Origin of the sequence: Vibrio sp. 10N.286.51.B11 (genome assembly GCF_041469245.1) — a bacterium.
In the GTDB taxonomy this organism is placed as follows: domain Bacteria; phylum Pseudomonadota; class Gammaproteobacteria; order Enterobacterales; family Vibrionaceae; genus Vibrio; species Vibrio crassostreae_C.
Map to the genome: position 1 here is coordinate 1 of NZ_JBFRKI010000047.1, position 26186 is coordinate 26186.

Sequence of the window (26186 nt, forward strand, 5' to 3'; positions counted from 1 at the left end):
CGCGATGAACCTTTTTATTTACTTAGCGTTTTATGTAGCTAAGCTTAGACTTTCTTGAAGATGATAGAGGTGTTGATTCCACCAAAAGCAAAGTTGTTGCTCATCAAGTATTCAACATCCAATTCGCGACCTGAGCCCGTGATGTAATCGAGCTTGCCGCACTGTTCATCGACATTCTTAAGGTTTAGGGTTGGGCTGAACCAACCGCTATGCATCATCTCTAGGCTGAGCCACGCTTCAATTGCACCACATGCACCAAGCGTATGGCCAAAGTAACTCTTAAGAGAGCTGATTGGTACTTCACCAAAGATATTCGCTGTCGCGTTACTCTCTGCAATATCACCTTTTTCAGTCGCAGTACCGTGCGCAGAAACATAGCCAATCTTCTCAGCTGGAAGTTGTGCGTCTCTCAATGCTTTCTCCATACAGATTTGCATGGTTTCCATCTGAGGTTGAGTCACATGAGCCGCATCACAGTTGCTCGCAAAACCTATGATTTCTGCGTAGATCTTTGCGCCACGAGCAACAGCATGTTCGTACTCTTCAAGGATCAGGGTTCCAGCGCCTTCGCCGATAACCAAGCCATCACGCTCGCTGTCGTATGGGCTAGGGGATTTCTTGGGTGTGTCGTTTTTTAAACTGGTAGCGAAAAGGGTATCGAAAACGGCAGACTCAGTTGGGCATAACTCTTCACCACCACCGGCAACCATTACGGTTTGGTAACCATGCTTGATCGCTTCATAGGCGTAACCAATGGCTTGGCTTCCTGAAGTACAGGCGCTGCTGGTGGGAATCACGCGGCCACGCAGACCAAAGAACAGACCTACGTTTACCGCGGCTGTGTGTGGCATCATTTGAACGTAAGTGGTTGCTGTGATTGCTCGTGTCGACTTCTCGTTCAGCATTACTCCGAAAGCACCAACCGCATCGGTACTGCCAGTTGAAGAGCCGTAAGCGATACCAGTTTCGCCATTGGTCAATACATCGTGACCAATTAAGCCGGCTTGCTCCAATGCATTCTCAGTCGCAACGGTAGCTAGGCGTGATACACGGCCCATGCCACGCACTTGCTTACGCTTGTAGTGTTTAGGCAGTTGGAAGTCATCAATAGGCGCGGCAAGTTTTGTGTTGAGACCATCATATTGCTCGAAGCTTGGCATATATTGAGTCGCATTTTCACAGGCCTTTAGCTTAGGCTCTATCTGTTGCCAGTCGTTACCAAAAGCAGTAACACCAGACATTCCAGTTACAACAACGCGGCGGGTCATACTAAGCCTCCATTTACTGAAATCACTTGGCGAGTTACGTAGCCTGCAATATCAGACATTAGGTAGCTGACTAGGCCGGCTACTTCTTCCGGCTCACCCATACGGCGCAGTGGTACTTGAGGAAGTGCATGATCTTTCACGTGCTCGTCAACCATACCTGTGTCAATTAAGCCAGGAGCGACACAGTTTACCGTGATCTTGCGTTTTGCGAGTTCTAGAGCAAGAGACTTAGTTGCGCCAATCACCCCCGCTTTTGCTGCAGCATAGTTAGTTTGACCACGGTTACCCATAATGCCGGATACCGACGCTAGAGTGACGATACGGCCACCTTTACGCTTTTGAACCATAGGCATTACACAAGGGTGAAGTACGTTGTAGAAGCTATCTAGGTTGGTATGGATCACACCATCCCACTCTTCTTCCGTCATCGCGGGGAATGCAGTGTCACGAGTAATGCCCGCGTTGTTCACTACACCATAGTAAGCACCATGTTCAGCGATATCAGACTCAAGCTTTTCGCGACACTCGCTTCGTTTGCTGATATCAAATTGAATAAGACGTCCAGCGCCACCCAGTTCTGTGATCGACTTTAGCGTCTCTTCAGCACCTTGCTTGTCACCCATGTAATGAACGGCGATTTCAAACCCGTCTTTCGCGAGTTGAATAGCGATCGCTTTACCAATACCTTTACTGGCACCAGTGACTAAAACCTGACGGCTCATGATGGGCTCCTAGTTTTCATTTCTTGTAATTTTTGTTCGGTCGGCACGTAGACGTTGAGTTGGCATTGAGCCACTAACTCACCTCGGTCTTCGACTCTTGCGGTAAACACAGCCATACCGCTGTCTTCCATCATCTGTTCGGCGTAGATATCAAGGGTCTGACCTTGAGTAAACTCATCACACAGTGATTTATAGCGACGAGAGCCGAGTAAGAATCCGATTGGGGGCGTGGTGCCGTTTTTAAGTGCGTGATATCCAGACCATGCCGCTACAGACTGCGCCATAAACTCGATTCCAACATATGCTGGTACCGTTTGAGATTCGGCGTCAAAGAACAGATTATGGTCACCAATATCGACCTGACAGTGGATCGACAACGCCTCTACGCTGATAGCACGATCGATTAATATCATCGGATCATCGTGAGGGAGAAGTTGGTCTACAGAAGGGATATCAGTCATTTACTACACCAAAAATCAGGCTAATGTTGTTGCCACCAAAAGCAAACGAGTTGCTTAAGATGTTCTTTGCTTTAAGTTTCTGTGAACAGTTTACCAAATCAATCTCAATATCTTCAGCTTTATCCTGACATTTTTGTAAGGGAAGCGGTAAGTCATATTTCAAAATATGCCACGCAATTGCAGCCTCAATCGCACTTGCTGCGCCTAGAGTATGCCCGGTCAGCGGTTTGGTAGAACTGACGGGAACCTTGTTTGCAAAAATACGATGAATGGCTTTACTTTCCATCGAGTCATTGAGTGGCGTTGCTGTACCATGTGCATTGATATAACCAATGTCTTCTGCGTTTAACTGTGCAGAATGTAACGCTTTTTTCATTGCTTGTTCAGCACCATTGCCTTCAGGGTGAGGCGCTGAAATGTGGTGTGCATCAGAGCTGTCCCCACAGCCCAATAAGGCAATGTTTGACGTGTCTTGTGCTGCATTAACACCGGCTAACTTTGTTTTGCTGAGCAACATAAATGCCGCTGCTTCTCCTATGTTGATACCTTCTCGGGTTGCACTAAATGGCTTACAATGTGTTGTTGAGAGTGCTTCAAGACCGTGGAAACCATTGAGTGTCAGCTTACACAATGTATCCACACCACCCACTAACACGGCATCAGCCATACCTGAATCTAATAAGCGCTGGGCGGTCAGAAATACGCGGCCACTGGATGAGCAAGCCGTAGATATGACGTAGTTTGGCCCCGTTAATGCGCAATACTGGCTAACGAACTCTGAGGTATCACCAAGCTCTTGTTTTGAGTAATGGTAATCTGCTGGAAACTCGCCGTTTGCCAATTTTTGTTTGAAGACTGCTTCACCATCGGAGATCCCAGATGTGCTGGTGCCAATAACAACAGCAATTCTATCTGCGCCAAACTGAGATTTGGCTTGCTCGATAGAATCTTCAATTTGGTGAAGAGCCGACAGCGCCAGTTGATTGTTGCGAGTGGCGTATTGCGTAAGATCTGAAGGAATCGGTGGTAGTTCACCCGCGATCTGACCAACGACAGTGTGTTTACCATCGTTCAGCATATCGTGCACTTCGACCATATTTGATTCACGCTCGTCTTTTAGACAGCCATGAATATCGGCAATCTCTGAGCCTAGCGCTGAGTGGAAACCACAGTCTTGGATGTAAATAGGCATAGTGTTCAACTCTTACTTGGATTGTCGACAATCGTTGAGTTCAACGTTTGTACGGTGATGTTGTAGCCCAGGGTCAAATGTTTGAAAACAATGTCGCCTGCCGTTTTGTGTGTACCAGGATCTGTTTGGTAATCAATTTGAATGATTGCCTGTTGGTTTTCATCAAATACGGTTCTTGTTTTGTCGGTATCGACTAGGTGCCAACCTATGCTTTGTAAAGGCTGAGCCCATGCTTCAGCCGGCCATAAGGTAAGCATTAAATTAAATAGCACCTGTTCAGGTTGTGGCAAAGTTGCGCCAAGCCCAGACAAAACCTGCGTATCAATTACTTGATTCTGGTATTGCAGCGATAGAATGCGAGTACCCCAAGAGGAGAACCCCGCCAAAACCACTTTACCTGGTGTGACTTCGACTTGAACCGGAAGCTGCTGTGTATCATTTTCCCACGTAGCGCTAATCAACTGACTGGCTGTTAATGAGTATCCCAGTTCAGCTGGCAGTGGTAGTGCTAGATCGGTGTCTTGATCGATAGACACGCTCGCACCACTTGGCTGCTGAGAAACCATCGAGCAGGCACTCATTAGAATGCCCACTAGTATGGCGAAGGTTACCTTTAATGTCTGGATCATCTAAAAGCCTCTCGAGTAATTGGTCCTTCTACGTTTTTACTACTGTTGATCGCGAGTGGAGAAAGCAGCCAAGCGACAAAGATCCCTGTCAGAACCGTCACCCCGAAGCTATGAATAGCATGAGTCTGGCTCAGCGACAGTAAGCCGAATGAAAGTAGTGTTGTGAGACCTGACAAGGTGATCGCTAATAAGGTGCTCAGCGATTTCTTTTGCTCAGCAAAGAACAGGGTGTAGTCTATGCCAATCCCTAAAATCAGAATCAAACCAAGCAGGTTAAATAGGTTCAGTGTCGAGCCTAAAATGCCCGTGACCGCCAAACCTGCTACGCCTGCAATCAATGAAGGCAACAGCATTAACAGGCTTTGCTTCACACCATAGCGCCAGCCTAACAGCATGCCAATAGCTGCCAATGCTATCAATAACAGCTCGGTAATCTTGACGCGGTACTCAGCAAAAAGAGAGGAGATTTCATCCGCTTTATTGAGGTGTTTCACACCTTGCTTCTGAGCAAAATCTGACTCCAACCACTGTGAGAACAGCTCAGCATCAGTGACGTCTTTTATCAAAATGACCGACGCTGCTTGCCCGTCGATAGGTTTTAACCAAAGTGGTCGAACAGGCTCTGAGACTGGAGACTCCAAAAATCCAGATACCGTGATTGGTTCGAATTTTGGTAGTTCTGGAAACGTAGACCAACCGAGAGAGCTTTGTAATATATGGCTTTGTTGACTATAGAGTTGTTCAACCAACTGATAGTTATCATGCTGTTCTTGTTTACTTAACAAGTGTTGATTGATGCTGCGATACCCGGAGATACCTTGGCTATTGACCAGCGAATCTAAGCTTGTGGTGATTTCTGTCAATTTTTTGAGTAGCTTTTGGTCGCTCTGAGCTGTGACCAAAAGCATATTTTGACCACTGCCTAACCCTGATATCTCAGTAATGGCTTGCTCTTGTTGTTTGAGTTGTTCGGGCATAGCCTGAAGCTGGCGAATATCGTCGTCGTAACGAATTTGACTGAGTGACATCAAGCTAACGACAGTCACTGTTAACGGTAAGCCAATTCTAAATTTTTGGTTGCTCCAAAGGCTTAACCAAGTATGCCAAAGTTTCGACAGGGGAAGAGGGCGCTCTTGGCCTGGTTTTACCGCTAAAACGGGGTACCAGCACACCACACTGGCGTAAGCTGCGATCAGTCCAATCGACGAAAACAGAGCCAGTTGCTGCAAGCCTGGGAATGGCGCAACCAGTAGCCCTAAGTATCCGATTAAGCTGGTGATTAAACCTAGAGTGATGGCAATGAAAATATGCTTTAGGCCTTTATCGCTCTGCCAGTGGCTTCCTGCGGCCAAACGGTCAGTGAGATAGTGAAAAGAGTAATCGATGGATACGCCAATCAAGCTAGCGCCAAACACCAAGCTGAATAGATGCACCTTACCAAAGATAGCGACAGTGCTTGCCAGTGCAACCAATAATCCTGTACTGATTGAGAGTAAAGATAAGGCAAGTGGTAGCGCACTACGAAATGTCAGCCACACCAATAAAATAACGCCTGCCAATGAGCCCAAACCAATGGTACTGATTTCTGATTTCGCGCTTTCGGTACCGTAATTGGCGTAGAACACCACACCAGTATGCTGCACCTTGACGCCAAATTGTTTTTCGACCTCGCGCTCAATTGAATCAAGATCTGGAAGTTGTTCTTGAATCGCCAAGCTATAAGGTGAGTCCGCCAGAGTAGCCGTGACTAAAATATGAGTTTGCTCATTCGACTGGGCCGTGAGATAGCCCTCTTTCAGAACAAAGTTACTTGATTGGACGCCAATAGCACTGATGTAGTCGCGAAATAACAAGAATGGGTCGAGAGATAACTCTGCTGCAGTGACGCCTGAGAATGGATTGTACAGAGACTGAATGACATATTGAGCTCGCGAATCAGGCGAGTGTGTCAGCGTCTCTTTTTGTTGTTGGGTCAGCAGTTGAGATCGGTGACGAAAATAGAAATCGCTCCACTGGCTTTGAGTGCTGGCGTTGATTTTACCTTGAACTTGCTTAAACAGAGTTGGCTGACTTGAAAAAGTTCTTTGGTTGAGAGCTTTTTCAAAAGCGTCGGTCGCAACCATGGTTTGTTCGATATCGGGAGCGCTTATGATAAATACCACTTGCTCGCTCATCGAGCTGGATATCTGCTGAAAGGCTTGCTCTACCATTGGGTCTTGCTGGTTTTCGGGCAGTAACTTTAGAATGTTGCTTTCAATCGGTACCGACGAAGAAAAAGCGAATTGTTTGGTCAACAACCCGCTAAACAGCATTACAACAACAAGCCAAACAAGGGCAAGACTAGAGTTGGAATTGTTTCGCTTCAGCATCTGATAATACTTCCGGTAGATGGCTTAACTGACTGAATTCGATCACTGTGCTATCTCCACGAATCTCTTTCAACTCAATACGTTCAATATCGCTGTTGCCTTGCAGCGTGATAGCCTCAAACACCGCATTCATCGGTGCATTTTTGGGCTTTAGAGTCAGTGTCCATGCTTGTACATTTTCATCAGAGCTGGTGTTAGTTGCGGGCTCAAAATTGAGTGCGAACTGTTCCTGAAGTTTTTGCGTGTCCCCATGAAACACTGACAAGAAGATATGGCTGAAATAAAACGCCATTGGATTTTCTTTGTCGGTGATGATTTTTGCGGGTTGATCGGCAAACCTTTGGCTCAGTTTGTTATCGGTGAGCACTAAGTTCACGGGAAACGGAGTGGTTTGTGTCCAGAGTAAGCCACTTGATTTGTCTAACAGAAATGTACCTTGTGACGTTAAAGGCTGGGCGAACATCTCCATATTGCGTGTTTGAGTGAACTCACCACGCACAATACTATTTTCGCTGAGCACCGTCTGCAGCTCTGAAATAGAATTGACAGCAGCAGAGTTTTCTTTGGCGCTTACAAGGCCGCTTGCCATCATCGCAGTAAGTCCAATTAGCGCGATATTGATGTATTTGCGACTGCGTTTAAACAGATTCATGGTTCACCTGCTGTGGGTTAGAGGTTTGTGTTTGATGTTCAGTTGCTAGAGGTAAGCAACCAAATTGGTGCCAGTGTTCGACTTTGTCAGTAAACACTTTGGGTGAGGCAAAGCACATCTCTTGTTCTTCGATGGTGACGGCAACCTGCATGGTGTGAGCACGTGTCATTCGAGCACCGGTTAGAGCATCATGAATTTCATAATCGACGCGCAGGCGATTTTCCCACTCGGTGAGTTTCGCCGTTACCTTAATCTTGTGATTAAACGGTATCGCCTTAATGTATTTCACGCGGGTATCGATGATAGGCCACATGTAGCCAGAATCCTTCATCTCATGGTAGTTGTACTCAATCTTATCCATCATGATGCGCCTAACTTCTTCAAAGAATCGGAAGTAGTTGCCGTGATAGATCACGCCCATTGGGTCGGCATCTTGGAATGAGGTGATAAGCGTCACCTCAGATTGTAATGGGTGAAGGATTTCAGACATAAATCGCTCTCAACAATATTGCGTAAAGGGTTGGCTACTTTATGAGTAAAGTGACCAGTGCTGACTTTGAATACGAGCAATGAAGTGGCGTAGATCGCCTTCAAGTGGTCGATCTTCTACGATAAATTCAAACTCCTTAAGCACTTCGTCGCGAATGTGCTTGAGGTTCTCACTCATGTGGTGCTCATCAAGCTCATTGTGGCGCTTACGAAGTTCGAGTGCTTGTGTCCCCGCCAGTAGTGACGCTGCTGCCACTTGTTCGGTTAGCTCTAGAACGCGTAAACAGTCACGAGCTGCGATGGTGCCCATACTCACTTTATCTTGGTTGTGACACTCAGTTGAGCGAGAGAATACGCTTGCTGGCATGGTGTGTTTCAATGCTTCTGCTGTCCAAGCTGAAACGCCAATCTGTACTGCTTTAAAGCCGTGGTTGATTGGCTTACGTTCGCCTTCAGCACCCGTTAGGTTGAATGGCAAACCGTTGTTGAACTTGTAGTCCATCAGCTGAGCCATTTGACGGTCAAGCAGATCAGCAAGGTTCGCAACTGCAGTTTTTAACGTATCCATCGCCATTGCAATGTGTCCACCGTAGAAGTGTCCACCGTGCAGTACGCGCTCATTATCACCATCGATAATTGGGTTGTCGTTGGCACTGTTTAGCTCGTTCTCGATCATTTGGCGTAGCCAAGGCAGAGAGTCTTGAACCACGCCGATAACATGTGGAGCACAGCGCAGAGAGTAACGATCTTGGAGGCGATCACTGTTACGTGGCGGGCGATCCGCTTGCAGATCATCACGCAGCCATGCAGCAACTTGTTGTTGACCAGGATGAGGTTTGACTGCAAACAGCGCTTCATCGAAATGGAAGTCATTGCCGTGCATACCGACTGATACCATAGCGGTGATCTTAGTTGATAGCTGAGCTAGATATTCCGCACGCTTGTAAGCGATACAAGCTAATGCCGTCATTACAGACGTACCATTCATCAACGCCAAGCCTTCTTTTGGCTTAAGTTTGATAGGGCTAATTCCTAACTCTTTGTAGACGTCACTGGTTGGGCGCACTTCACCTTTGTAGATTACATCACGCTCACCAATCAGTGCTGCGGCTAAGTAAGACAGAGGTGTTAAGTCGCCACTGGCACCCACCGATCCTTCTTGAGGAATGCGTGGTGAGATGTCTTGGTTGATTAGGGTAACGATCTGGTTGAGTAGATCGTGAGTCACACCAGAGACACCTTGTGATAACGAACAAAGACGAGTTGCAAGGACTGCACGAGCTTGTTCGTGAGACAATATTTCACCTAAACCACAGCCGTGAAAACGTGTTAAATGCAGTGGTAGCTCGTCAACTAGGTTTGGCGGAATCGCAACCGTACATGAGTCACCGTAACCCGTCGTTACACCGTAAATCACACCTTCTTCTTTCAATAGGCGTTCTAAGAAAGCGACACCACGGTCGATCTTAGATGTGAATGCTTCACTTGTGTTCATCGAGGCTTTTGCGCCTTGTGAGATAGCGACAACATCCTCAATCGTGAGGCGCTCGGCACCAAAGGTGATGCTATTTGGATTCTTTTTCGTCATGGTGCTTGCTCAATGTCCAAAAATTAAAAAAGTTGTACCACTGAAGCGGTGCTTGCAGTGTGTAGTGCTGAAGTCGATTTGCGTATTTTTGCACGACTTGCTGTAAAGATTGTTCGCGAGTCTTTCTTGGTAGCTCGATCTTGTTGCTAAAATGCTCGAAATAGACATTAAAATGCGGCTTAGATTGTGAGTCGTCACGTAACCCAAACAGCAAAAATACGGGTGCTTTGAGAACCGAGGCTAACATAAATGGACCTTGAGGGAATGGAGCTTCCTTACCTAAGAACTCAGCCCATACTGAGCGGCTCTCTTTGCTGGTGGAAGTTCGATCGCCAACAATCACGATCCATTCGCCTTGCTCTAGTTTCTGTTGTAACAAGATAGCGGTATCAGGCCCCATCGATGTCACCTGAATCAGATTTAAATCAGACTGCGGGTTAACCGCTTTCATCACGGAATTAAAACGTTCGGCGTGTTCTGTAAAAACCAGGGCGTTGATTTTGATGTTCGAGTGTCTGCGACCTAAAGCTCGGCACAGCTCAATATTGCCAAGGTGAGATCCAAGGATTAGCACACCTTGCTTATTTGCCACCATGCTCTCGAACTGGTCTTGGCCATGAATAGTCAGGTTATCTGCCGAGAAATCACCTTTCCATGCCGCGAGCTTGTCGAGCATCGTATGGCCAAATGAAAGCAGATGGTTGTAACTGGTTAGTTCTCCGGGGAGCTCAATATTTTGCTGTTCCGCATAGGCTTTTAATTGGAATAGATATTGTTCGGAAGCGTTTCGCGCACGCTGGCCCGTCAAGTGGTAGTAACGCATCACACCACGCAGAATGAGGTTGAACACACCGCGACCTAACAAGGTATAAATGGCTAATAACAGCTTAATGCCTAATACTGTGCCGCGTTCTTGAGTGCGGGACCAGTGTGGTTGTTCAGAAGCTTGCGGCTCTGAATCAGTCGATAAATTTGGGTTATTATCAGCTGAATCGGATTTGAAATGGCGAGCAATCAGTTTTGGTGCTCTTGGCAGCATGCTGAAGAATAGACGTGTATGCATCCAACTGATTTTGACGTTATCCCACAACGCATCGAAATGAGAGATGCCGTTCTCAGGATAGATAACGCGCGTTTCAACGAAGTCTATGTCGCAACCTTCCCAATACAGGCGAACCAAAATCTCGATATCGAAGTCCATTCTCGAACCAACATCGTACTTATTCAACACAGTTTGAGTTTGGTTGATAGGATACGCTCTAAAGCCACACATGCTGTCTTTAATTGATAAAGAAAGGGTTTCTATCCATACCCAGATATGTGTCGCGTAGCGCCCATAGAGCCTTGCTTTGGGTACGCTGTCGTCGTAGATAGGCTGGCCTGATATCAGACGTTGTGGCTTAGCTTGTGAGGCCTCAATCAATGTTGGCAAGGCTTCCAGGTCGTGTTGCCCATCAGCATCTATCTGAATAGCGTGGCTAAAGCCTAGTTGCTGCGCTTTTTTGATTCCGGCTTTTACTGCGCCGCCTTTACCTTGGTTCTGTTCAAGCGTCACCAAGGTTACGTTTGAATTCTCTGCTAGGGGAGACAGAAACTGTTTTGTTGTGAGTTCACTGCCATCGTCAACGATGATGATCGGTAACTCAAAATGATGAAGTGACGACACCACAGCCGGCATGGTTGCGCCATGGTTAAAGCACGGGATAAGGAAGCAAGCCTTGTAGCTGCTTTCTTTTGTGTGGTGTTGAGAAGTAGCCTCGACGGGAGCGCTATTCACTTTTTTCTCCCAGCTTCATTTTGCCTGAAGAGTGGGTCTGTTCACCGTTGTTTGATGTGTAACTAAAGCTCAGCTTGTCTTTGTCAGCATCCCATTTGAGTGATAGCTGGATTGTAGCGTCAGGCAGGATAGGCTCTTGGAACTTAATGACTTCCATTCCTTTAAAGAAACCAGGAACGCCTAACTCTTGGACTGCGTAGTGAAGTGCCCAATCAATTTGCGTGACGCCAGGTAGAATAGGGAAGCTCTTGAAGTGCCCATTAAAGTCGGTGATATCTCCGCTAACATGAAGTGTCAGGGTCGATTCATTTTCTACCGTGTCTACAGCAATGATGTTTGGTTTTCTTTTATCCATAGGGCGTGCTTAGAATCCTTGGGCAAATATTGGTTCTTTGACAAAAATATAAAAAGATATTCTCAGTGTAAAATACGATCAGCGGTTTCTATGATTTTATTAGCTGTTCTATGTGAGATGTTAATCGCTTACCTTGGCTGTTGAGGGGGATCTCATCGACAACACGGTATTTTCTCGGGATTGCGATTGGCTCTAACCACTTTCTGAGTTCTGTACGCAGCATCAACCAGAATTTACCTTTGCTCATGGTCGATTGAGCGGCTTGGCCTTCATCTGATAATACCAAAACAGAGGCTAATATTAATCGCTCAGGCTCCTCAAATGGAATAACCACGCACTCACTTATCCAAGGCAGTTGCTCCAGTCGCTTTTCCACTTCAACCAGTGATACTCGCTTTTCTTCTATCTTGATCACTCGGTCCGTTCGGCCCTTCAATATGAATTGATTCTCCGAGACCATCTCGCACTCATCAGAGGTTTGATACCAGTTATTCTTATCGATGTACGGCGACAATAACTTAATGCAATTCTCACTGTTGAGACTAGCCTCAATACAGGCAAAAAGCTGCCAAGGCGTTTGAGCGCTCTCTTGCTGACGAAATGCGATGCCACCGGTTTCTGTGCTACCAAAGACTTCAATCGGTAAATGACCAAGCAGATCTCGTGACTGGTGAGCCGACTCGGTAGGCAATGGACCACCCGAAGAGAAGATTCCTGCAAGTTGTACCTTGTTGGTCTCATGCTTTAATCGTTTAAGTAGCGCTGGGCTGCTGATCAGTACACAGTTTTGATTTGCGTGAGATAAGATCTGTTCTGGGTATTCAAGGTTGTGTCGAGCAAATGGAACACCAGAGCATAGTGGCCATAAGATTCTAAACAGCAAACCATAGATATGTTGATGAGAAACTGTGCTTTGGATTTGGTTTCCCTTGAGTAACTCACCCCAGTTCTTGTGTAACTGAGCGGTCTCAATATCGAGGTGCTCTAACGTTTTATCTATCGCTTTTGGCGTGCCACTTGAACCTGAAGTGAACAGAGTTAATGGGACTGTTGCCAAATCAATGGTCGTAAGATTCTCGGTTAGAGGTTTTTGTGCTTCAGTGTTTGAATCCAATAAGGTTTGGATATTACGAACGTCATTCACCTCAACTTCGCCAATCGAGTTATCAACTAGCAGGCAATCAAACTGCTTACTTAACTCAGCAAGCGCACATGGCTGGTAGTTGCCCGGTAAGATGATGTGTTTGTTGGCTGCTGTACATGCCAAAAAGGCCACCGCAAATAGGTAGCTGTCTTGGGTACAAATCGCGATTCGTTGAAAAGGGGATAAAGACAAAAATTGTACGAGTTGAGATAAGTCGTCGTTAAATGTTTGCCACGTAATCTCGCTATTGTCGTCAAAGCAGACAATAGATTCAGGGGCTCTGTCCTGGCTAAGAAGCTCAGGCAACGAGGTGTAAGATACGGTTTGGGTCATAACAATTTAACTCTGACGAATGCGCTGTCTTACTACCCACTCTCCTGCAAAGAGTAACCCTGCAAACAGATAGCTGAGTAAGCCATTGTATAGGGTCCATACTTCTAGCGGTTGGAAGCAGGTGTAAAGGGCAATAGAGCCATTGATAACAAAGAACAAGCACCACACTTTGGTGACTTTTCGTGTGTAATCAACGCCACTTTGCGGAAGTTCAGGCTCTTGAAGGCGAGCAAGACGTTCGATAATCGTTTGTGGTTGCCATAGGCTCGAAGCGAATACAACCAGCATACAAACATTAACGATAACGGGATAATAGGTTAGCCAGCCGTGTTGCTTAAAGGCTAAGCCTAAAGCCAGCAGAACAATACCGGCACTTCCACTGATCCAAGCTAGGTGTTTTAGCTCTTTGATTTTAGCCTGACCGCCGGTGAAAATGCGTACAGCAAAGATAGCGGCTAAGGCAATACCAACGGTTTGTAAGCCAAACTTGTTGAGTCCAAAGTAAACCGCTATTGGATAAGTGAAAAGTATAATTGCCGACAGTAAAGTCAGCAGAGGACGCATTAGGAGTCCTTCAATAGTTCAACCACAGATTCGACAACGTCATTAACGGTGCGCACTGCTTTGAACTCTTCAGGTTTTATCTTCTTACCTGTGACGTTCTGTAGGTGAACGACCAAATCAACGGCATCAATGCTGTCTAGGTCTAGATCAAGATAGAGATGAGCTTCAGGGGTGATATCTTCAGCGTCAAGCTCGAACAGCTCAATAAGCGCATCTTTAACCTGGTTGTATACTTCTTGTTGGTTAGCTTGTGTCATAAAGATCTGTCTAGTTATTCGTTTGAGAAGAGATGTAGTTCGCTAGATTTTCAACTGACGCAAAGTGCTGTCGAGTGTTTGAATCATCTGCATCGATAACAATGTTGTACTTTTTCTTGATAGCAAGGCCAAGCTCAAGGGCATCGATAGAGTCTAGTCCAAGTCCATCACCAAATAGTGGAGCTTCCGTTTCAATCTCATCAATGCTCATGTCTTCAAGGTTCAATGCGTCGATGATCAGTTGTTTCAGTTCGTTGTGTAATGTTTCCACTTTGGCCTACTTAATGCTTTATCTGAATGCTGCTTTAAGGGGGCGATTCTACATTATATGAGGTATTTTCGAAATGCCGATATCGCCTGTTATGTTATTGATACGCTAAATGTTTTCTTCGGAAGGGAAAATTGTTTGTGCAAGATGATGATTAAGGCGCCTTGCTGCCGAAGTTAAATTATTTGAGCCTTCAATAAATGGTTCGACTTCTATTTTACCTTTCACCGCGACATGAAAAAAGGGCTTCGACGCAGGAACTTGATACCATTTTTTCTCTTTCGTTAAGAATGTCGGAGAAACCGTAATATGAATCACGCGTAAATCGGTTTGTGTTCGAGTCGCGATTTGTGCCGCCCCACGCTGTAAGGATGGTTCAATTCCTGGCGTTGTGCGAGTTCCTTCGGGAAAAATCAGCATGACATTGCCACGTGAGAAGCGTTCTTCACAGCGCTCTAAAAGATCGTCAGGGGCTTGGTTCGGTATATAACCTGCCGCTTTGACAATCCTTTTCATAAAAGGGTTTTCCCAAATGGCCGCTTTGACGAGGCAATCACATTGAGGAAGTTGAGAGGCGATCAGCACATAGTCAATCAAACTTGGGTGGTTGGCGACGATAATGCAGTTACGGTCGTTACGCAGTAGTTCTGCACCATCAATTCGGTAATCGATTGCTCCGGTGAACTTCATGATCTGGCAAAACGCATTGAATGAGAAACGGATTAATCGCTGTGCTTTAAGCTCTCTTTTAATGGTATTGGGATTGGTTAGCGCGATAGTCGGTAAGATTAAGAAGCTCAATACTAAGCCACCCAAACCAAAGATGGTAAAGCAGAGGCCTGTCGCGAATACTCGCCAATACTGGTCTACTCTGCTCATTACGCTGTACCTGTCTCGGTGTTATTTACCCAAGACCAAGTTTGGTGCTTGCCAGCAATAGCCCACCTATTTGTACCTAATAAGATATGTTGGAGCGTTTGTAACCCTTGTGGTAACACGGAAGGTGCTTGGTTGGTCTCTACTGTCCTAGTAATAGAGTATTCACTGCCAGCGGTGAGCACTAAGCCCAGCGCATAATCAGCAAAGTTCTGTGTTTCGTACTCTTGGTAGAGCTCGGGCAGAGGTTGGTCGAAATCGATAACTAACACTCGATGCGACGGATATTGATGAAGGTAAAGATAAGCTTCGATCAGAGCGTTATGGAAAGTATCTTGCCCTGCGGCTATTGAAGTCAGTGGAATCGGTGCTTTGGCGGCAATGGTGGTTAGACCAGCTGCGGTATTATGTACCGACTGCGAGAACGCCATTGGTGAGGCATCGTCACCTTCTAATATCGACTGAATCAAAGTGGCGGTTCGATGCAACTCACCATGTCGGCTAGCAAAGACCAGATAATCAATCGAGGTGTCTTTTAATAGGGTTAACGCGGTTTGGACAGCAAGTTTGCTTTGCACACTCATTCGGCGGCGCATCATTGGAGGAATAGCTTTAAATTCAGTTGAGCCATCTTGTGGCCAATCTAAATTAGTGCTCCACGCTTGCCATTGGGCAACAGAATTGAGACCAGCCGAATTTGCAGACCATTTCTCAATATTAAACGACATTAATTGGGATTGATTTGACATAGAGTATTGATTTGCTTTGAGTCTAACTAAATACTATGCGCGCTTATAAATAAACACAGATAAGGAATTTAAATGAAATTACTAAAAATAGCAGTTTCAATGTTATTCATATTCGTTCTTGCAGGATGTGGACGCGTCCAACCTGTAATGAATGTTGAGGATACTCCAGTTGCACTGAATCTTCAAAGTAAACAGGTTAAATCAGCTATTTCTGAATCTGCTGAAAATCGAGGCTGGTTGGTTTCAGAAATAAAGCCTGGTTTGATCCGCGCTGAATTGTATGTTCGTTCGCACCACGCTGTGGTTGAAATTCCTTATAGTGATAAGTTTTACTCTATTCTTTACGTTGAATCAGAGAATTTGAAGTACGACGATGGTGAAATACACCGTAATTACAACCGTTGGGTTAATAACTTAAACGTTGATATTAAACGTAAGCTTGCGCAAATGGCAGCTGAGTAACTCTCTATTATTTAAAGTTAGGTTTTTCGTGTCGGAATATAAATTAGATCCATTCAACGCATTAGAAGCAAAAACAGAAGCGCAGAAATTGTCTTTCGCTCCGATTGTTTTTCATACTGCTCGTACACTTCGTGATTTAGGCATTTTGAAAGCGTTAGATGACGCGGGCAACGAGGGTTTACCAGCAGAGTCTATCTCTGAATCGACCGGTGTCTCTGAGTACGGCGTGAAAGTCCTGCTCGATATGGCGTTAAGTGCTCATATTGTGACTTGGGAAAAGCCTAACTACAAAATGGCTAACCTTGGTTTCTACCTTCTGCATGATGGTATGACTAACGCAAACATGGATTTCACAGCCGATGTTTGTTATGCCGCGATGATGCATCTAACAGAAGCGATTGAAGAAGGCACACCTGCAGGCTTGAAAGAGTTGGGTGATTGGGAAACCATTTACCAAGGCTTGTCTCAATTGCCAGAAAAAGCAAAAGAGAGTTGGTTCAAGTTTGATCACTTCTATTCGGATCGCTCGTTCCCTGTGTTACTTGAAAAAGTCTTCAGCAAGAAACCTAAGTCGCTGGTGGATATCGGCGGCAACACGGGTAAGTGGGCGATGCAATGCTGCAACCATGATGCGGACGTTGAGGTGACGATTGTTGATTTGCCACAGCAGCTAGAAATGGCAATGGCAAACGCGGCAAAGCATGGTCATCAAGAGCGAGTCACGCCATTCCCAGCGAATATGCTCGATAAACAGCAAACTCTGCCAACGGGCGCGGATGTTTGGTGGATGAGTCAGTTCCTTGATTGTTTCTCGCCAATGGAGATTCTGAGCATATTAAAGCGCGTTCGCTCTCATATGTCAGAAGATGCGACTGTCTATATCCTTGAACTGTTTTGGGATTCACAGAAATACGATGCGGCTTCTTATAGCTTAAACGCGACGTCTCTCTACTTTACCTGCTTGGCCAATGGCAACAGTCGTTTTTACCGCAGTGAAGATTTCTTAGAGATTGTTGAAGAAGCGGGCTTTGAAGTGGTAACGCGTACCGACGATATCGGTCTTGGTCACACGCTTCTAGAATTGAAAGCTGGCGCGCAATAAAAATAACAAACATGGCTTAAATAATGAAAAAACTATCAACTCAAGTGGTGATCATCGGAGCTGGGCCATCAGGGTCTATTGCTGCGTCTTTACTTCATAAAAAAGGCATCGATGTTCGAGTGATTGAAAAGAGCGTATTCCCTCGCTTTTCTATTGGTGAAAGCCTATTACCAGCTTGTATGGAAGTGATTGAACAGGCTGGGATGACTGACGCAGTGATCAACGCTAACTTCCAATACAAAGATGGCGCTGCCTTTCGCAAAAATGGCGTTTATACGGCGTTTAATTTTGAAGACAAGTTCTCTTCTGGCCCTGGAACTACGTTTCAGGTTCAGCGAGGTGCCTTTGATAAGGTTTTGGCAGATACGGCTGAGGCGCAGGGTGTCTGCATTGATTACCAACATGAGTTAATGGGCATTAATTTCACCGACGACAGCACCATTTTAGATGTACAAGTGCTGGGTGGAGAACGTTATCAGATAGAAGCGCAATACGTTCTGGATGGCAGTGGTTTTGGTCGAGTGCTACCAAAAATGCTTAACTTGGCAGAGCCGTCATCGCTCCCTCCACGCAAAGCTATTTTTACGCACATTAACGATCATATTGCAGAGGTGGATACCGATCTTGAATATGACCGAAATAAAATTCTTATCTCTGTGCATCCAACCAACCCTGATGTTTGGTATTGGTTGATCCCGTTTAGTAACGGTGTCTCTTCGTTTGGTGTCGTAGGAGAGCCTAAGTTCTTTGAGTCCTATCCAGAAGACAAGATTGCTGCAATTAAACAGCTGGCAGCGGAAGAGCCGGGCTTGGCTGAGATACTGGCAAGCGCCGAGTATCCAAACCCTGCGGGTGAAATTGGTGGCTATTCTGCCAATGTAAAACATTTGGCGACGGATAAGTACGCGTTGCTTGGCAATGCCGGCGAGTTCCTTGACCCGGTGTTCTCGTCAGGCGTGACGATTGCGATGAAGTCGGCACAGTTTGCGGTTGAGTGTGTCGAAAAGCAACTTAACGGTGAGAAGGTAGATTGGGAACGCGATTATGCCGCTCCTTTGATGGTTGGTGTAAACACCTTTAGAACGTATGTTGAGGGGTGGTACTCAGGTACTTTGCAGGATGTGATTTTCTATCAAGATCCAAATCCAAAGATTAAGCAGATGGTGTGCTCAATTCTGGCGGGTTACGCATGGGAGCAAGCCAACCCTTATGTGAAAGAGTCTAAGCGCCGATTGGCGACACTGGCTGAGATATGCCGAAACTAGGTAATCGATTTTGTATGTAGCAATACTCTAAATTGCCACGATGGATCGTCATAAATTAAAAACAGCCGCAATGTGCGGCTGTTTTTGTATCTGAAAAATATGGGCGGTCAGCTTAATCGGATTTAAGCCTATTTTAAGTCGATGCTGTTCAATCGTCCCATAAATATAAGTAGATCAATTACGTCTTTGTGAGCATCAAGCAGCGCACGTTTGGTTTGGCTGTAAGCGGCAAGTCTGCCGTGCTTTCTAATGGAGCACACCTTAGTTTTGTATTTGTAGTCGCCGTTTTCTGAGAATACACGCCACTTAGCGATGTAGCATTCGTCGCGGTGTTCGGGATCACTCTGAGTTGGATTTGGTTTGAATACAATTTTGGGTTCTAGACTATGAGGCAGGCGCGTCATCAGGTAGGGCTCTTTGAGGACTTTGGGCCAAAATTTGCCCCATAGCTGTCTGCCCAGTTCATCTCTTAATTTAATGGTTTTCTTCAGTGCTTTGTCTTCACCCATACGAACAAAACCGACCGACCGATGCAACACCGTATCTTCGGGAGTATGAATGTGGATCTTAAAAGCGGTTTTACCTTTCGAGATAAAGCGGTAACCGGTAGCACCAATTAGATTATTCTGACTCATAGTTTGCTAAGTGATGATTATGTTATTAATAAGATTACGCCAAATACTGCAAAACCGAAACTAATACCCATGAAAAAAAATAAAGCCTTAACAAAAGTGCTAAGGCTTTATTAGAAACTGTGAGGCGGGCGTGTCGCTAACTACATGATTTTCTGCATCACATCACCAATTTGAATGCTTCCAGCAAGGCTTGGTTGGTCGATCGTCAGTTCTGCTTCGTTTTCATAAACGCGAGAAACGGTCAGTGTGATATCGCTTTGAGATACCTTATTACGTGGCAAGCCGCGTTGGTCGATAAACGAACCTGTGTGCCACAGTTGCAGTTTGTCACCTTGTTGAACACCATGCATTCGACCTAAATCAATGGTCACCGTGTTACCAAATACCGCTGCCACCTCTGGAAGCGTGATCTTACATGACACTTCAGATTCCAAGTCCAACATAATATTGCGGCTAACACGCAGCATCATACTGCCGTAGGTTGATGCCCAGAAACGAGCACTGCGGGTGTCCACTTCACTGGTCTTAGCAAATGGCCACTTTGCCACTTCACGATAGCTACGGTTGTAAACCTGATGTCCTGTTTTACCATCGAAGACTTGCATCTCTAACGCAAACTGACGATTGATGATGTCGTCTTTCAAAAGCTTGGACTCGATGGTCGCGGTTAAATCGGTAATGTCGCCACCAATGATGTATTGTGCGCCAGTGTCTTGGGCGATCATCTTGATCACTTCAGGTCGACGTTTGTCGATGTCGTAATTGGTCGTGCCAACGGAAACAAAGCTGCGAGACTCTTGCGCCAGCTGTCGATCTACGACATGACCAAAATCATCACCGATGTTATAGATTCTGCCCATTACAGCTTGCTGTGGGGAAGTCACATCGATGTTGCCGACCAAAAATGTCTTCTTATATTGGCTCTCATGGCAAGCATTTGCCGAAGGATAGATATCGATCCTTGCGGTGATCATTATATTGCCACTGCGTTTTTTCTCTTTTTCTACCAAGATGTAGCGCACTTCATGATTGGTAAATTGAAACTCTTTTTTGTTTGCGTCGAGGTAGGGCGTGAGGTTGGCAATGCTACCAATGTCGGCTCCTGAGAACTGGATCGCTTTATATACCGCGTCTTCCAGAGCATGGACCCTTGCCGTTTCCTCTGACGATACGATGGCTGCGGTACCGGTAACCTCATACCAAGAGGCATGAGCACTGAAGCTTATGGTTATCAGTGAACTTATTGAAAATAAGTAAGAAATTATTTTTTTCATCTATTCGTTACCAGTTGGGTATAAATATTGCTTAACAAATAACTATAAGCTTGAAGCTGACTTAAGTGCGTTTTTCTTAATCTGAACCATTAATGAAAAGCAAAGACTGTTCCAACATTGTAATCCATTGAAAAGAATAATGGTGAGAACATATTGGAACAGGGAGCACTAAACCTATCTGGAGATAAGAGAATGAAAAAATGGCTCGTAGTAATGAGTGTCATGTTGTTGACCTCATGCGCTTATTCGCCAATCTATAACGGCAAGTCTGAATATTCAGGCAGTCAGTTTATGTTGATGGATAGCCCTCGTCATACCATGGATTTCTTCGTGGAAAGTATGACCGAAGATCTGATCATTTCGAATACGAGTATCTCAGCAAGAACGCCAATAGCAATTACTTCGTTTGTTGACCTGCAACACATGGACACAACGAACTGGCTAGGAAACTCGGTATCAGAAGGTTTCATTCATCAGTTTCAGCGTCGTGGCTTCAAGGTTGTTGATTTCAAAACAACAGGTTCTATTCAAGTGACTCATCAAGGTGACTTTGCGTTAAGCCGCGATTGGAAAGACTTAGCTCAAGAACAAGACGTACAGTACGTACTGACAGGCACTATGCTTCGCCAAGAAGGTGGTGTGTTAGTCAATGCTCGTGTTGTTGGCATGCAAACTCGCATTGTCGTGGCGACGGCACAAGGCTTCTTGCCTGCAGACCGTATTGGTCGTGACCTAGATACTCTAAACAGTATTCGAACTCAAGATGGCGTTATCATTCGTTCTGACCCAACGATCAGCCAGCCTTATACTGTTATTCTTCGCCCTTAGGAGTTCGAGATGAAGAAGTTAATATTTGTTGTTGCCGCTTTACTGCTTGTTGGCTGTCAGCCACTGCAAAACATGAGGCCAGACGACTACTTAGTTGCCGTTGGCTACGCGAGTATCAGTGAGCAGAAAGGACGTAACGATGAAGAAAGACGTATCCGTGCGATGAGAGCTTCTAAGATCGACGCCTATCGTGAACTTGCAGAACAAGTTTACGGTATGCGAGTGAGTGGTCGGGCAGAGTTGGAAGATCAACGCCTTGGTACGGAACGTACTTCTGGTGCGGTTGATGGCGTAATCCGCGGTGCAGAAGTGGTACGCAGCTACCCTGTGGGCGATAGCTATGTTACTGAGCTTCAGCTTGATATCCGTAAGATGGAACAGCTACGTAATTACGGTGAAGTTCAACCTGTACCTGAAAAGAGACAACAAACGCTGTTCTAGCCCAAGGGGCGTCTAGCGATAGGACTATCCAGTTATATTGGCTGCTTTCGTTTTCCAGATGGCGTATCGGCAACCAATAACTAATATGAATGTAAAAGCGGCAAGTATGAAAATACTTGCCGCTTTTTTGTTTATCGATTTTGTCAGGACGTTCAAAGGCTGATTAGGTGTTTTAATAAAAGATAACGACAGGAATAGTCTGAGATACAGATAAACGGTTAACAAGGGGTATTACTGAAGAGGAAGAGTTAACTTAACTAGGCTTTTACGTTGGTTCCCAGCGTAGAGATAGTATGCGTTTGACCACCGGCATTGTAGGTCATGCCAATTTTTCCGTGACTTTGCTGCATCATATTGCTGAGTTTTTTGAAGCTAAGGTGCGCTCGATTTAAGGCTTCGCCATTCACAAGGTTCGCTTGCTGGCAATCGTGCACTATGGACTGGATCTTAGTGACTAACTGAGCAAGTTCAGGGTTCTCGGTCAGTTCTGAGATATTGGTATGGGCTGCGATTCGCTGATCGGTTGATCTTAGTTGTTCAACTAGGACCACTTTTTCTTTGGCGATTCGCTCAATATCGTTTGATTGTCGGCTCGTAATAGCGGTTTTCTCTGAACTTAGTAATTCAGATAAGGCTTTGGCATTTTGAAGTTGAAAATTAACTAAATCTGCTAGTGCCGCCATAACGTAAACCTATTCATAACCTCGTGTACTTTAAGACAATAACTTCAATGAAAAGTTAGTGTTTTCTTAAAGGCCTTTTAATTCATCTTCGAACTTGATCATGTTGTCAGCCAGTTTCTCTGGATCGACAGTGTATGAACCATTCGCAATTGCTTCTTTGATCGCTGCTACTTTCACAGAATCAAAGCTTGGCTGTGCTGCCATATCTTGGTGGAGCTGACCAATCGCTTTGCCTTGTTGGCTCAGTGAAACCGCATCTTTGCTTGCTGGTGATTTAGTTGATACATCAGAGCGTGATGCCTCAGAACTAGAATCAGAGCGTACTGCTGATCGGTTAGTGGTCGTTAGGGTTTGCCCTGAACGAATATTATCAATGCCTGCCATAGTTAAGCCTTTTTCTTCAAAAATGGGAACCTGTACAGTCAATATCGACCAAGGGTTCGAATACTTTAGCAATTTTTAGCTCAATAGTCGAAAAGGGACAAAACACCGCAGCCGTTATATTTGGCGTTAGAGTTGAGGGTGAAATCGCTAACGATACCGTCAATTTAGAAGTAAAGAGTCAAAAGTAAACCGTGACTTCAGACATGCTGGTAACAATCCCTTCAATTATACGCTGTGATTTATCATTTTTCACTCTTACTTGATCACCCATAGAGCCATCGGTAAGCGCAGTTCCTTTGGTGGTAATGGTCATGCCACCTTTTACTGCCTGTATGATAACCTTCTCGTTTCGGCACACGACACAGATATCACCTCTTTCTACAAAATCGCCCGGTCTTAGGTTCTTTTTTACCTTAGCGCCGATGACCTGATGTGGAGCTGTGAAACCTTGGCGACGAAACTTGTTAAGAGAAATCATAGCGGTGGTGACATCGTATTGACCGACGATTTCGCCTCTCGCGAGTGAGCGAGTGGTGGTGACAAGAGGCACCGACATCGAAAGGCGCACCGGTACATAAACTCGCCACTCATCAGGAACACATTGCACTAAAACCGTAATACTGCTGCGGGTATTGGTGGTTGTTGAAGCGCTGGTCTCTAAAGGCACTGGGCAGTCTGTCGCTTTGATTCTTGAGTCAACATTTGCTGAATTAACAAAGAGTTCGCCACCTTGTGGCTGCTCAACTGTATCAAGGATATGTTGCTCCGCTGCAGACTGAATCATCTCAATTTGTTCTGGGGTCGCAGCTTGTACAAAAAAACTAAACAATATTGATAAAATGCCGATAAACTTAGCGACAGTTTTAAAAGTAGCTCTACACATTGCTATGGAAAGAGGTGGCAAATTTGTTTTATAATACGTCATTCCGTTTCTCTGGTGGTTCGTAGCCTGCAGTAGACTAACACTTTTTATACAAAAAAGTTTGATATGGAGATGAGCTCATGACGGGTATTCTTGATTCGGTGAATCAGCGTACGCAACTCGTCGGTCAAAACCGATTAGAATTACTAACCTTTCGCCTAATGGGGCGTCAGCGTTACGGCATTAATGTCTTTAAAGTAAAAGAAGTGCTGCAATGCCCTAAGCTGACAAAGATGCCAAACTTGAACCCACTGGTTAAAGGTGTAGCACACATTCGTGGCCAAACGATCTCTGTGATCGACTTGAGCTTAGCGATTGGTGGCCGTCCTACAACGGATATTGAAAAGTGTTTTGTGGTTATCTCTGAGTTTAACCGAACCATTCAAGGTTTCTTGGTAAGTTCAGTTGAGCGCATTATTAACATGCACTGGGAATCGATTCTTCCGCCGCCAGATGGCGCAGGTAGAGCTAACTACCTGACAGCGGTAACCAACATTGATAATGAATTGGTAGAAATTCTTGATGTTGAGAAGATCCTTGCAGAAATTTCTCCTGTTGATGAAACAATGGACAGCAAGATTGCTGAAGATATTGCGAAAGTAGAACAAGAGAAAGAACTGGTTCGCCGCATCTTGATTGCTGATGACTCGACCGTTGCTCGTAAGCAGGTTCAACGTGCTATTGAGTCGATTGGTTTTGAAGTTATCTCGGTGAAGGATGGTAAAGAAGCCTACGAGAAGCTGATACAGATGTCATCAGAAGGCAGTATTTACGATCAGATTTCATTGGTGATTTCTGATATCGAAATGCCAGAAATGGATGGATATACGCTGACTGCTGAGATTCGTCGTCACGCCGAACTTAAAGATTTATACGTAATTTTACACTCATCGTTGAGTGGTGTATTTAACCAAGCCATGGTTGAGCGTGTTGGAGCTAACTCCTTCATCGCTAAATTCAACCCAGATGAGCTTGGTGCAGCTGTAAAAGCTGCGTTAACTAACTAAAAGAGACATTAATGACTGCTATAACAATAAGTGATCAAGAGTATCGCGATTTCAGCCGTTTCTTAGAATCTCAATGTGGCATTGTATTAGGTGACAGCAAGCAGTATTTAGTGCGCAGTCGTCTAAGCCCATTAGTAACGAAGTTTAAGTTAGCTTCTTTGTCTGATTTGTTGAGAGATGTAGTAACAGGTCGAAACCGTGAGCTGCGTGTGGCTGCTGTCGATGCCATGACGACGAACGAGACACTTTGGTTCCGTGATACTTACCCGTTTGCTGTGCTTGCGGATAAGCTTCTACCGGAAATAGCGGCAAATAAACGTCCTATTAAGATTTGGTCTGCGGCAAGCTCTTCAGGCCAAGAAGCATACTCAATGGCAATGACGATTCTTGAAACTCAAGCTCGTAAGCCAGGTATGCTGCCAAATGTATCGATTACCGCAACTGACATCTCAGCAAGTATGTTGGATATGTGCCGCACTGGCGCTTACGACAACCTTGCATTGGGACGTGGACTTTCTCCAGAGCGCCGTCGTACTTTCTTTGAAGATGCGGGCGATGGCCGTATGAAAGTGAAAGATAACGTCAAGCGCATGGTGAACTTCCGCCCTCAGAACCTGATGGACAGCTATGCATTGTTAGGCAAGTTCGACATTATTTTCTGTCGTAACGTGCTGATTTACTTCTCGCCTGATATGAAGTCAAAGGTACTTAACCAGATGGCAAATAGCCTGAACCCTGGTGGGTACTTACTATTGGGCGCGTCTGAATCGTTAACAGGCTTAACCGATCGTTTTGAAATGGTTCGCTGTAATCCAGGCATCATCTACAAATTAAAGTAACGAGCGGCACCGATATTAGGTGTAAGGTTACCGTCTAAATTTAAAACCCAGCCAAGTGCTGGGTTTTCTTTTTCCTGCTTAAGCTATATCTTTAAGTCAGAGTGACATTCCAATTTACTCTATTTTTTGGCTTGTTTATTGCAAGTTTACCCACGAGTAACCTGTAAAAGCATTGATAGACCGCCTTGTTTCAAAAGTTGGTATATATATTGCTTTGGTTATTTCATAACAGTCAGTTCTTGAGTTGAGGTTTACATGGCTATTTCTTTTGACAATGCTTTGGGCATTCACCAGCACACAGTTGGTGTACGTGAGCGTAACGCTGAGGTGCTTTCCACCAATATCGCGCAAGCAAACACGCCTGGGTATAAAGCAAAGGGATTAGACTTTAAGAAATCACTGCAAGCGGCAAGTTCTGGGGCAAGCATTGGTCTTAGCCGTACAGATGGTCGGCACATTTCTGCCTCAACAACGGTGAACGGGGAAACGAAGTATCGCATTCCTACCCAACCTGATACAGGAGATGGCAACACGGTTGATTTGGATTTGGAAAGAAACCTTTTCATGCAAAACCAAATTAGGCATCAAGCCTCTCTCGACTTCTTAGGAAGTAAGTTCAAGAATTTAACTAAAGCGATTAAAGGGGAATAA

The 26186-nt window shown here is 45.2% G+C and carries 30 protein-coding genes; 8 read left to right on the plus strand and 22 right to left on the minus strand.

The window, feature by feature from the left end; translation table 11 throughout:
• Positions 1-44 precede the first annotated feature (44 nt).
• The 17 genes from AB4154_RS20985 to AB4154_RS21065 form a co-directional block, all read right to left on the minus strand.
• Positions 45-1268 (minus strand): beta-ketoacyl-ACP synthase, encoded by a 1224-nt coding sequence (locus AB4154_RS20985; RefSeq protein WP_017062286.1) that lies wholly within the window; start codon positions 1266-1268, stop codon positions 45-47.
• Positions 1265-1990: a 3-ketoacyl-ACP reductase FabG2 gene (locus tag AB4154_RS20990; protein WP_017062285.1), complete on the minus strand. Its 726-nt coding sequence runs from the start codon at positions 1988-1990 to the stop codon at positions 1265-1267. Before AB4154_RS20990 ends, AB4154_RS20985 begins: the two co-directional genes overlap by 4 nt.
• Positions 1987-2451 carry a hotdog family protein gene (locus AB4154_RS20995; RefSeq protein ID WP_017062284.1) on the minus strand — a complete coding sequence of 155 codons (465 nt, stop codon included), beginning with the start codon at positions 2449-2451 and terminating at the stop codon, positions 1987-1989. The genes AB4154_RS20990 and AB4154_RS20995 overlap by 4 nt, the downstream gene beginning before the upstream one ends.
• Positions 2444-3643, minus strand: coding sequence for a beta-ketoacyl-[acyl-carrier-protein] synthase family protein (locus AB4154_RS21000; protein WP_017062283.1), 1200 nt, complete (start codon positions 3641-3643; stop codon positions 2444-2446). The genes AB4154_RS20995 and AB4154_RS21000 overlap by 8 nt, the downstream gene beginning before the upstream one ends.
• 5 nt (positions 3644-3648) lie before the next feature.
• Entirely contained in the window at positions 3649-4272 is a 624-nt protein-coding gene (locus AB4154_RS21005; RefSeq protein ID WP_029235408.1) for a DUF3261 domain-containing protein, read from the minus strand.
• Positions 4269-6641, minus strand: coding sequence for an MMPL family transporter (locus tag AB4154_RS21010; protein ID WP_048659798.1), 2373 nt, complete (start codon positions 6639-6641; stop codon positions 4269-4271). The genes AB4154_RS21005 and AB4154_RS21010 overlap by 4 nt, the downstream gene beginning before the upstream one ends.
• On the minus strand, positions 6613-7293 hold the full coding sequence (locus tag AB4154_RS21015) for an outer membrane lipoprotein carrier protein LolA (protein WP_017064143.1): 681 nt from the start codon (positions 7291-7293) through the stop codon (positions 6613-6615). The genes AB4154_RS21010 and AB4154_RS21015 overlap by 29 nt, the downstream gene beginning before the upstream one ends.
• On the minus strand, positions 7280-7783 hold the full coding sequence (locus tag AB4154_RS21020; protein ID WP_017062279.1) for a thioesterase family protein: 504 nt from the start codon (positions 7781-7783) through the stop codon (positions 7280-7282). Before AB4154_RS21020 ends, AB4154_RS21015 begins: the two co-directional genes overlap by 14 nt.
• A 39-nt stretch (positions 7784-7822) precedes the next feature.
• On the minus strand, positions 7823-9370 hold the full coding sequence (gene hutH, locus AB4154_RS21025) for a histidine ammonia-lyase (RefSeq protein WP_017062278.1): 1548 nt from the start codon (positions 9368-9370) through the stop codon (positions 7823-7825).
• Positions 9348-11147: a glycosyltransferase gene (locus AB4154_RS21030; protein WP_017062277.1), complete on the minus strand. Its 1800-nt coding sequence runs from the start codon at positions 11145-11147 to the stop codon at positions 9348-9350. The genes hutH and AB4154_RS21030 overlap by 23 nt, the downstream gene beginning before the upstream one ends.
• A complete protein-coding gene (locus AB4154_RS21035; RefSeq protein WP_017062276.1) occupies positions 11140-11502 on the minus strand; it encodes a 3-hydroxyacyl-ACP dehydratase in 363 nt (120 codons plus the stop codon). Before AB4154_RS21035 ends, AB4154_RS21030 begins: the two co-directional genes overlap by 8 nt.
• Positions 11503-11590: 88 nt before the next feature.
• The gene (locus AB4154_RS21040) at positions 11591-12979 is read right to left on the minus strand and encodes an AMP-binding protein (protein ID WP_372124041.1); all 1389 of its coding nucleotides are present in this window, start codon (positions 12977-12979) and stop codon (positions 11591-11593) included.
• Between the two features lie 6 nt (positions 12980-12985).
• Positions 12986-13543: a septation protein IspZ gene (locus AB4154_RS21045; protein WP_017062274.1), complete on the minus strand. Its 558-nt coding sequence runs from the start codon at positions 13541-13543 to the stop codon at positions 12986-12988.
• Positions 13543-13800, minus strand: coding sequence for an acyl carrier protein (locus tag AB4154_RS21050; RefSeq protein WP_372124042.1), 258 nt, complete (start codon positions 13798-13800; stop codon positions 13543-13545). Before AB4154_RS21050 ends, AB4154_RS21045 begins: the two co-directional genes overlap by 1 nt.
• Before the next feature lie 10 nt (positions 13801-13810).
• Positions 13811-14071 (minus strand): phosphopantetheine-binding protein, encoded by a 261-nt coding sequence (locus AB4154_RS21055; RefSeq protein WP_004736154.1) that lies wholly within the window; start codon positions 14069-14071, stop codon positions 13811-13813.
• Between the two features lie 105 nt (positions 14072-14176).
• Positions 14177-14947, minus strand: a complete 771-nt coding sequence (locus AB4154_RS21060) for a 1-acyl-sn-glycerol-3-phosphate acyltransferase (RefSeq protein ID WP_017062273.1) — start codon at positions 14945-14947, stop codon at positions 14177-14179.
• Positions 14947-15693, minus strand: coding sequence for a beta-ketoacyl synthase chain length factor (locus tag AB4154_RS21065; RefSeq protein WP_170967444.1), 747 nt, complete (start codon positions 15691-15693; stop codon positions 14947-14949). The genes AB4154_RS21060 and AB4154_RS21065 overlap by 1 nt, the downstream gene beginning before the upstream one ends.
• Positions 15694-15765: 72 nt before the next feature.
• On the opposite strand from AB4154_RS21065, the gene AB4154_RS21070 reads away from it, so the two are divergent.
• The 3 genes from AB4154_RS21070 to AB4154_RS21080 are packed head-to-tail and all read left to right on the plus strand — an operon-like array spanning position 15766 to position 18522.
• The gene (locus tag AB4154_RS21070; RefSeq protein ID WP_017062271.1) at positions 15766-16155 is read left to right on the plus strand and encodes a hypothetical protein; all 390 of its coding nucleotides are present in this window, start codon (positions 15766-15768) and stop codon (positions 16153-16155) included.
• A gap of 28 nt (positions 16156-16183) precedes the next feature.
• A complete protein-coding gene (locus AB4154_RS21075; protein WP_017062270.1) occupies positions 16184-17257 on the plus strand; it encodes a methyltransferase in 1074 nt (357 codons plus the stop codon).
• A gap of 23 nt (positions 17258-17280) precedes the next feature.
• On the plus strand, positions 17281-18522 hold the full coding sequence (locus tag AB4154_RS21080; protein ID WP_372110034.1) for an NAD(P)/FAD-dependent oxidoreductase: 1242 nt from the start codon (positions 17281-17283) through the stop codon (positions 18520-18522).
• 128 nt (positions 18523-18650) lie between these two features.
• Here the strand turns inward: AB4154_RS21080 and AB4154_RS21085 are convergent, their stop codons facing one another.
• Positions 18651-19157 (minus strand): hypothetical protein, encoded by a 507-nt coding sequence (locus tag AB4154_RS21085; RefSeq protein ID WP_017062268.1) that lies wholly within the window; start codon positions 19155-19157, stop codon positions 18651-18653.
• Positions 19158-19297: 140 nt separating this feature from the next.
• On the minus strand, positions 19298-20431 hold the full coding sequence (locus AB4154_RS21090; RefSeq protein ID WP_017062267.1) for a flagellar assembly protein FlgT: 1134 nt from the start codon (positions 20429-20431) through the stop codon (positions 19298-19300).
• Positions 20432-20623: 192 nt separating this feature from the next.
• On the opposite strand from AB4154_RS21090, the gene AB4154_RS21095 reads away from it, so the two are divergent.
• Both AB4154_RS21095 and flgP read left to right on the plus strand, forming a co-directional pair.
• Positions 20624-21259, plus strand: a complete 636-nt coding sequence (locus AB4154_RS21095; RefSeq protein WP_017064137.1) for a FlgO family outer membrane protein — start codon at positions 20624-20626, stop codon at positions 21257-21259.
• A 9-nt stretch (positions 21260-21268) separates the two neighbouring features.
• Complete coding sequence (gene flgP / locus AB4154_RS21100; protein ID WP_017062265.1) at positions 21269-21700, plus strand: flagellar assembly lipoprotein FlgP; 432 nt, start codon at positions 21269-21271, stop codon at positions 21698-21700.
• Between the two features lie 257 nt (positions 21701-21957).
• Here flgP and AB4154_RS21105 read toward each other — a convergent pair whose 3' ends face one another.
• The 3 genes from AB4154_RS21105 to flgA form a co-directional block, all read right to left on the minus strand.
• Positions 21958-22383 carry a flagella synthesis protein FlgN gene (locus AB4154_RS21105; protein ID WP_017064136.1) on the minus strand — a complete coding sequence of 142 codons (426 nt, stop codon included), beginning with the start codon at positions 22381-22383 and terminating at the stop codon, positions 21958-21960.
• 66 nt (positions 22384-22449) lie between these two features.
• Positions 22450-22767, minus strand: a complete 318-nt coding sequence (gene flgM, locus AB4154_RS21110) for a flagellar biosynthesis anti-sigma factor FlgM (protein ID WP_017062263.1) — start codon at positions 22765-22767, stop codon at positions 22450-22452.
• Positions 22768-22945: 178 nt separating this feature from the next.
• Complete coding sequence (gene flgA / locus AB4154_RS21115) at positions 22946-23692, minus strand: flagellar basal body P-ring formation chaperone FlgA (RefSeq protein WP_372124044.1); 747 nt, start codon at positions 23690-23692, stop codon at positions 22946-22948.
• A 77-nt stretch (positions 23693-23769) separates the two neighbouring features.
• On the opposite strand from flgA, the gene AB4154_RS21120 reads away from it, so the two are divergent.
• The 3 genes from AB4154_RS21120 to flgB all read left to right on the plus strand — a co-directional run bounded on the left by AB4154_RS21120 (position 23770) and on the right by flgB (position 26186).
• Entirely contained in the window at positions 23770-24696 is a 927-nt protein-coding gene (locus AB4154_RS21120; RefSeq protein ID WP_017066180.1) for a chemotaxis protein CheV, read from the plus strand.
• Positions 24697-24707: 11 nt separating this feature from the next.
• Positions 24708-25535: a protein-glutamate O-methyltransferase gene (locus AB4154_RS21125; protein WP_004736174.1), complete on the plus strand. Its 828-nt coding sequence runs from the start codon at positions 24708-24710 to the stop codon at positions 25533-25535.
• A gap of 255 nt (positions 25536-25790) precedes the next feature.
• Entirely contained in the window at positions 25791-26186 is a 396-nt protein-coding gene (gene flgB, locus AB4154_RS21130) for a flagellar basal body rod protein FlgB (RefSeq protein ID WP_004736175.1), read from the plus strand.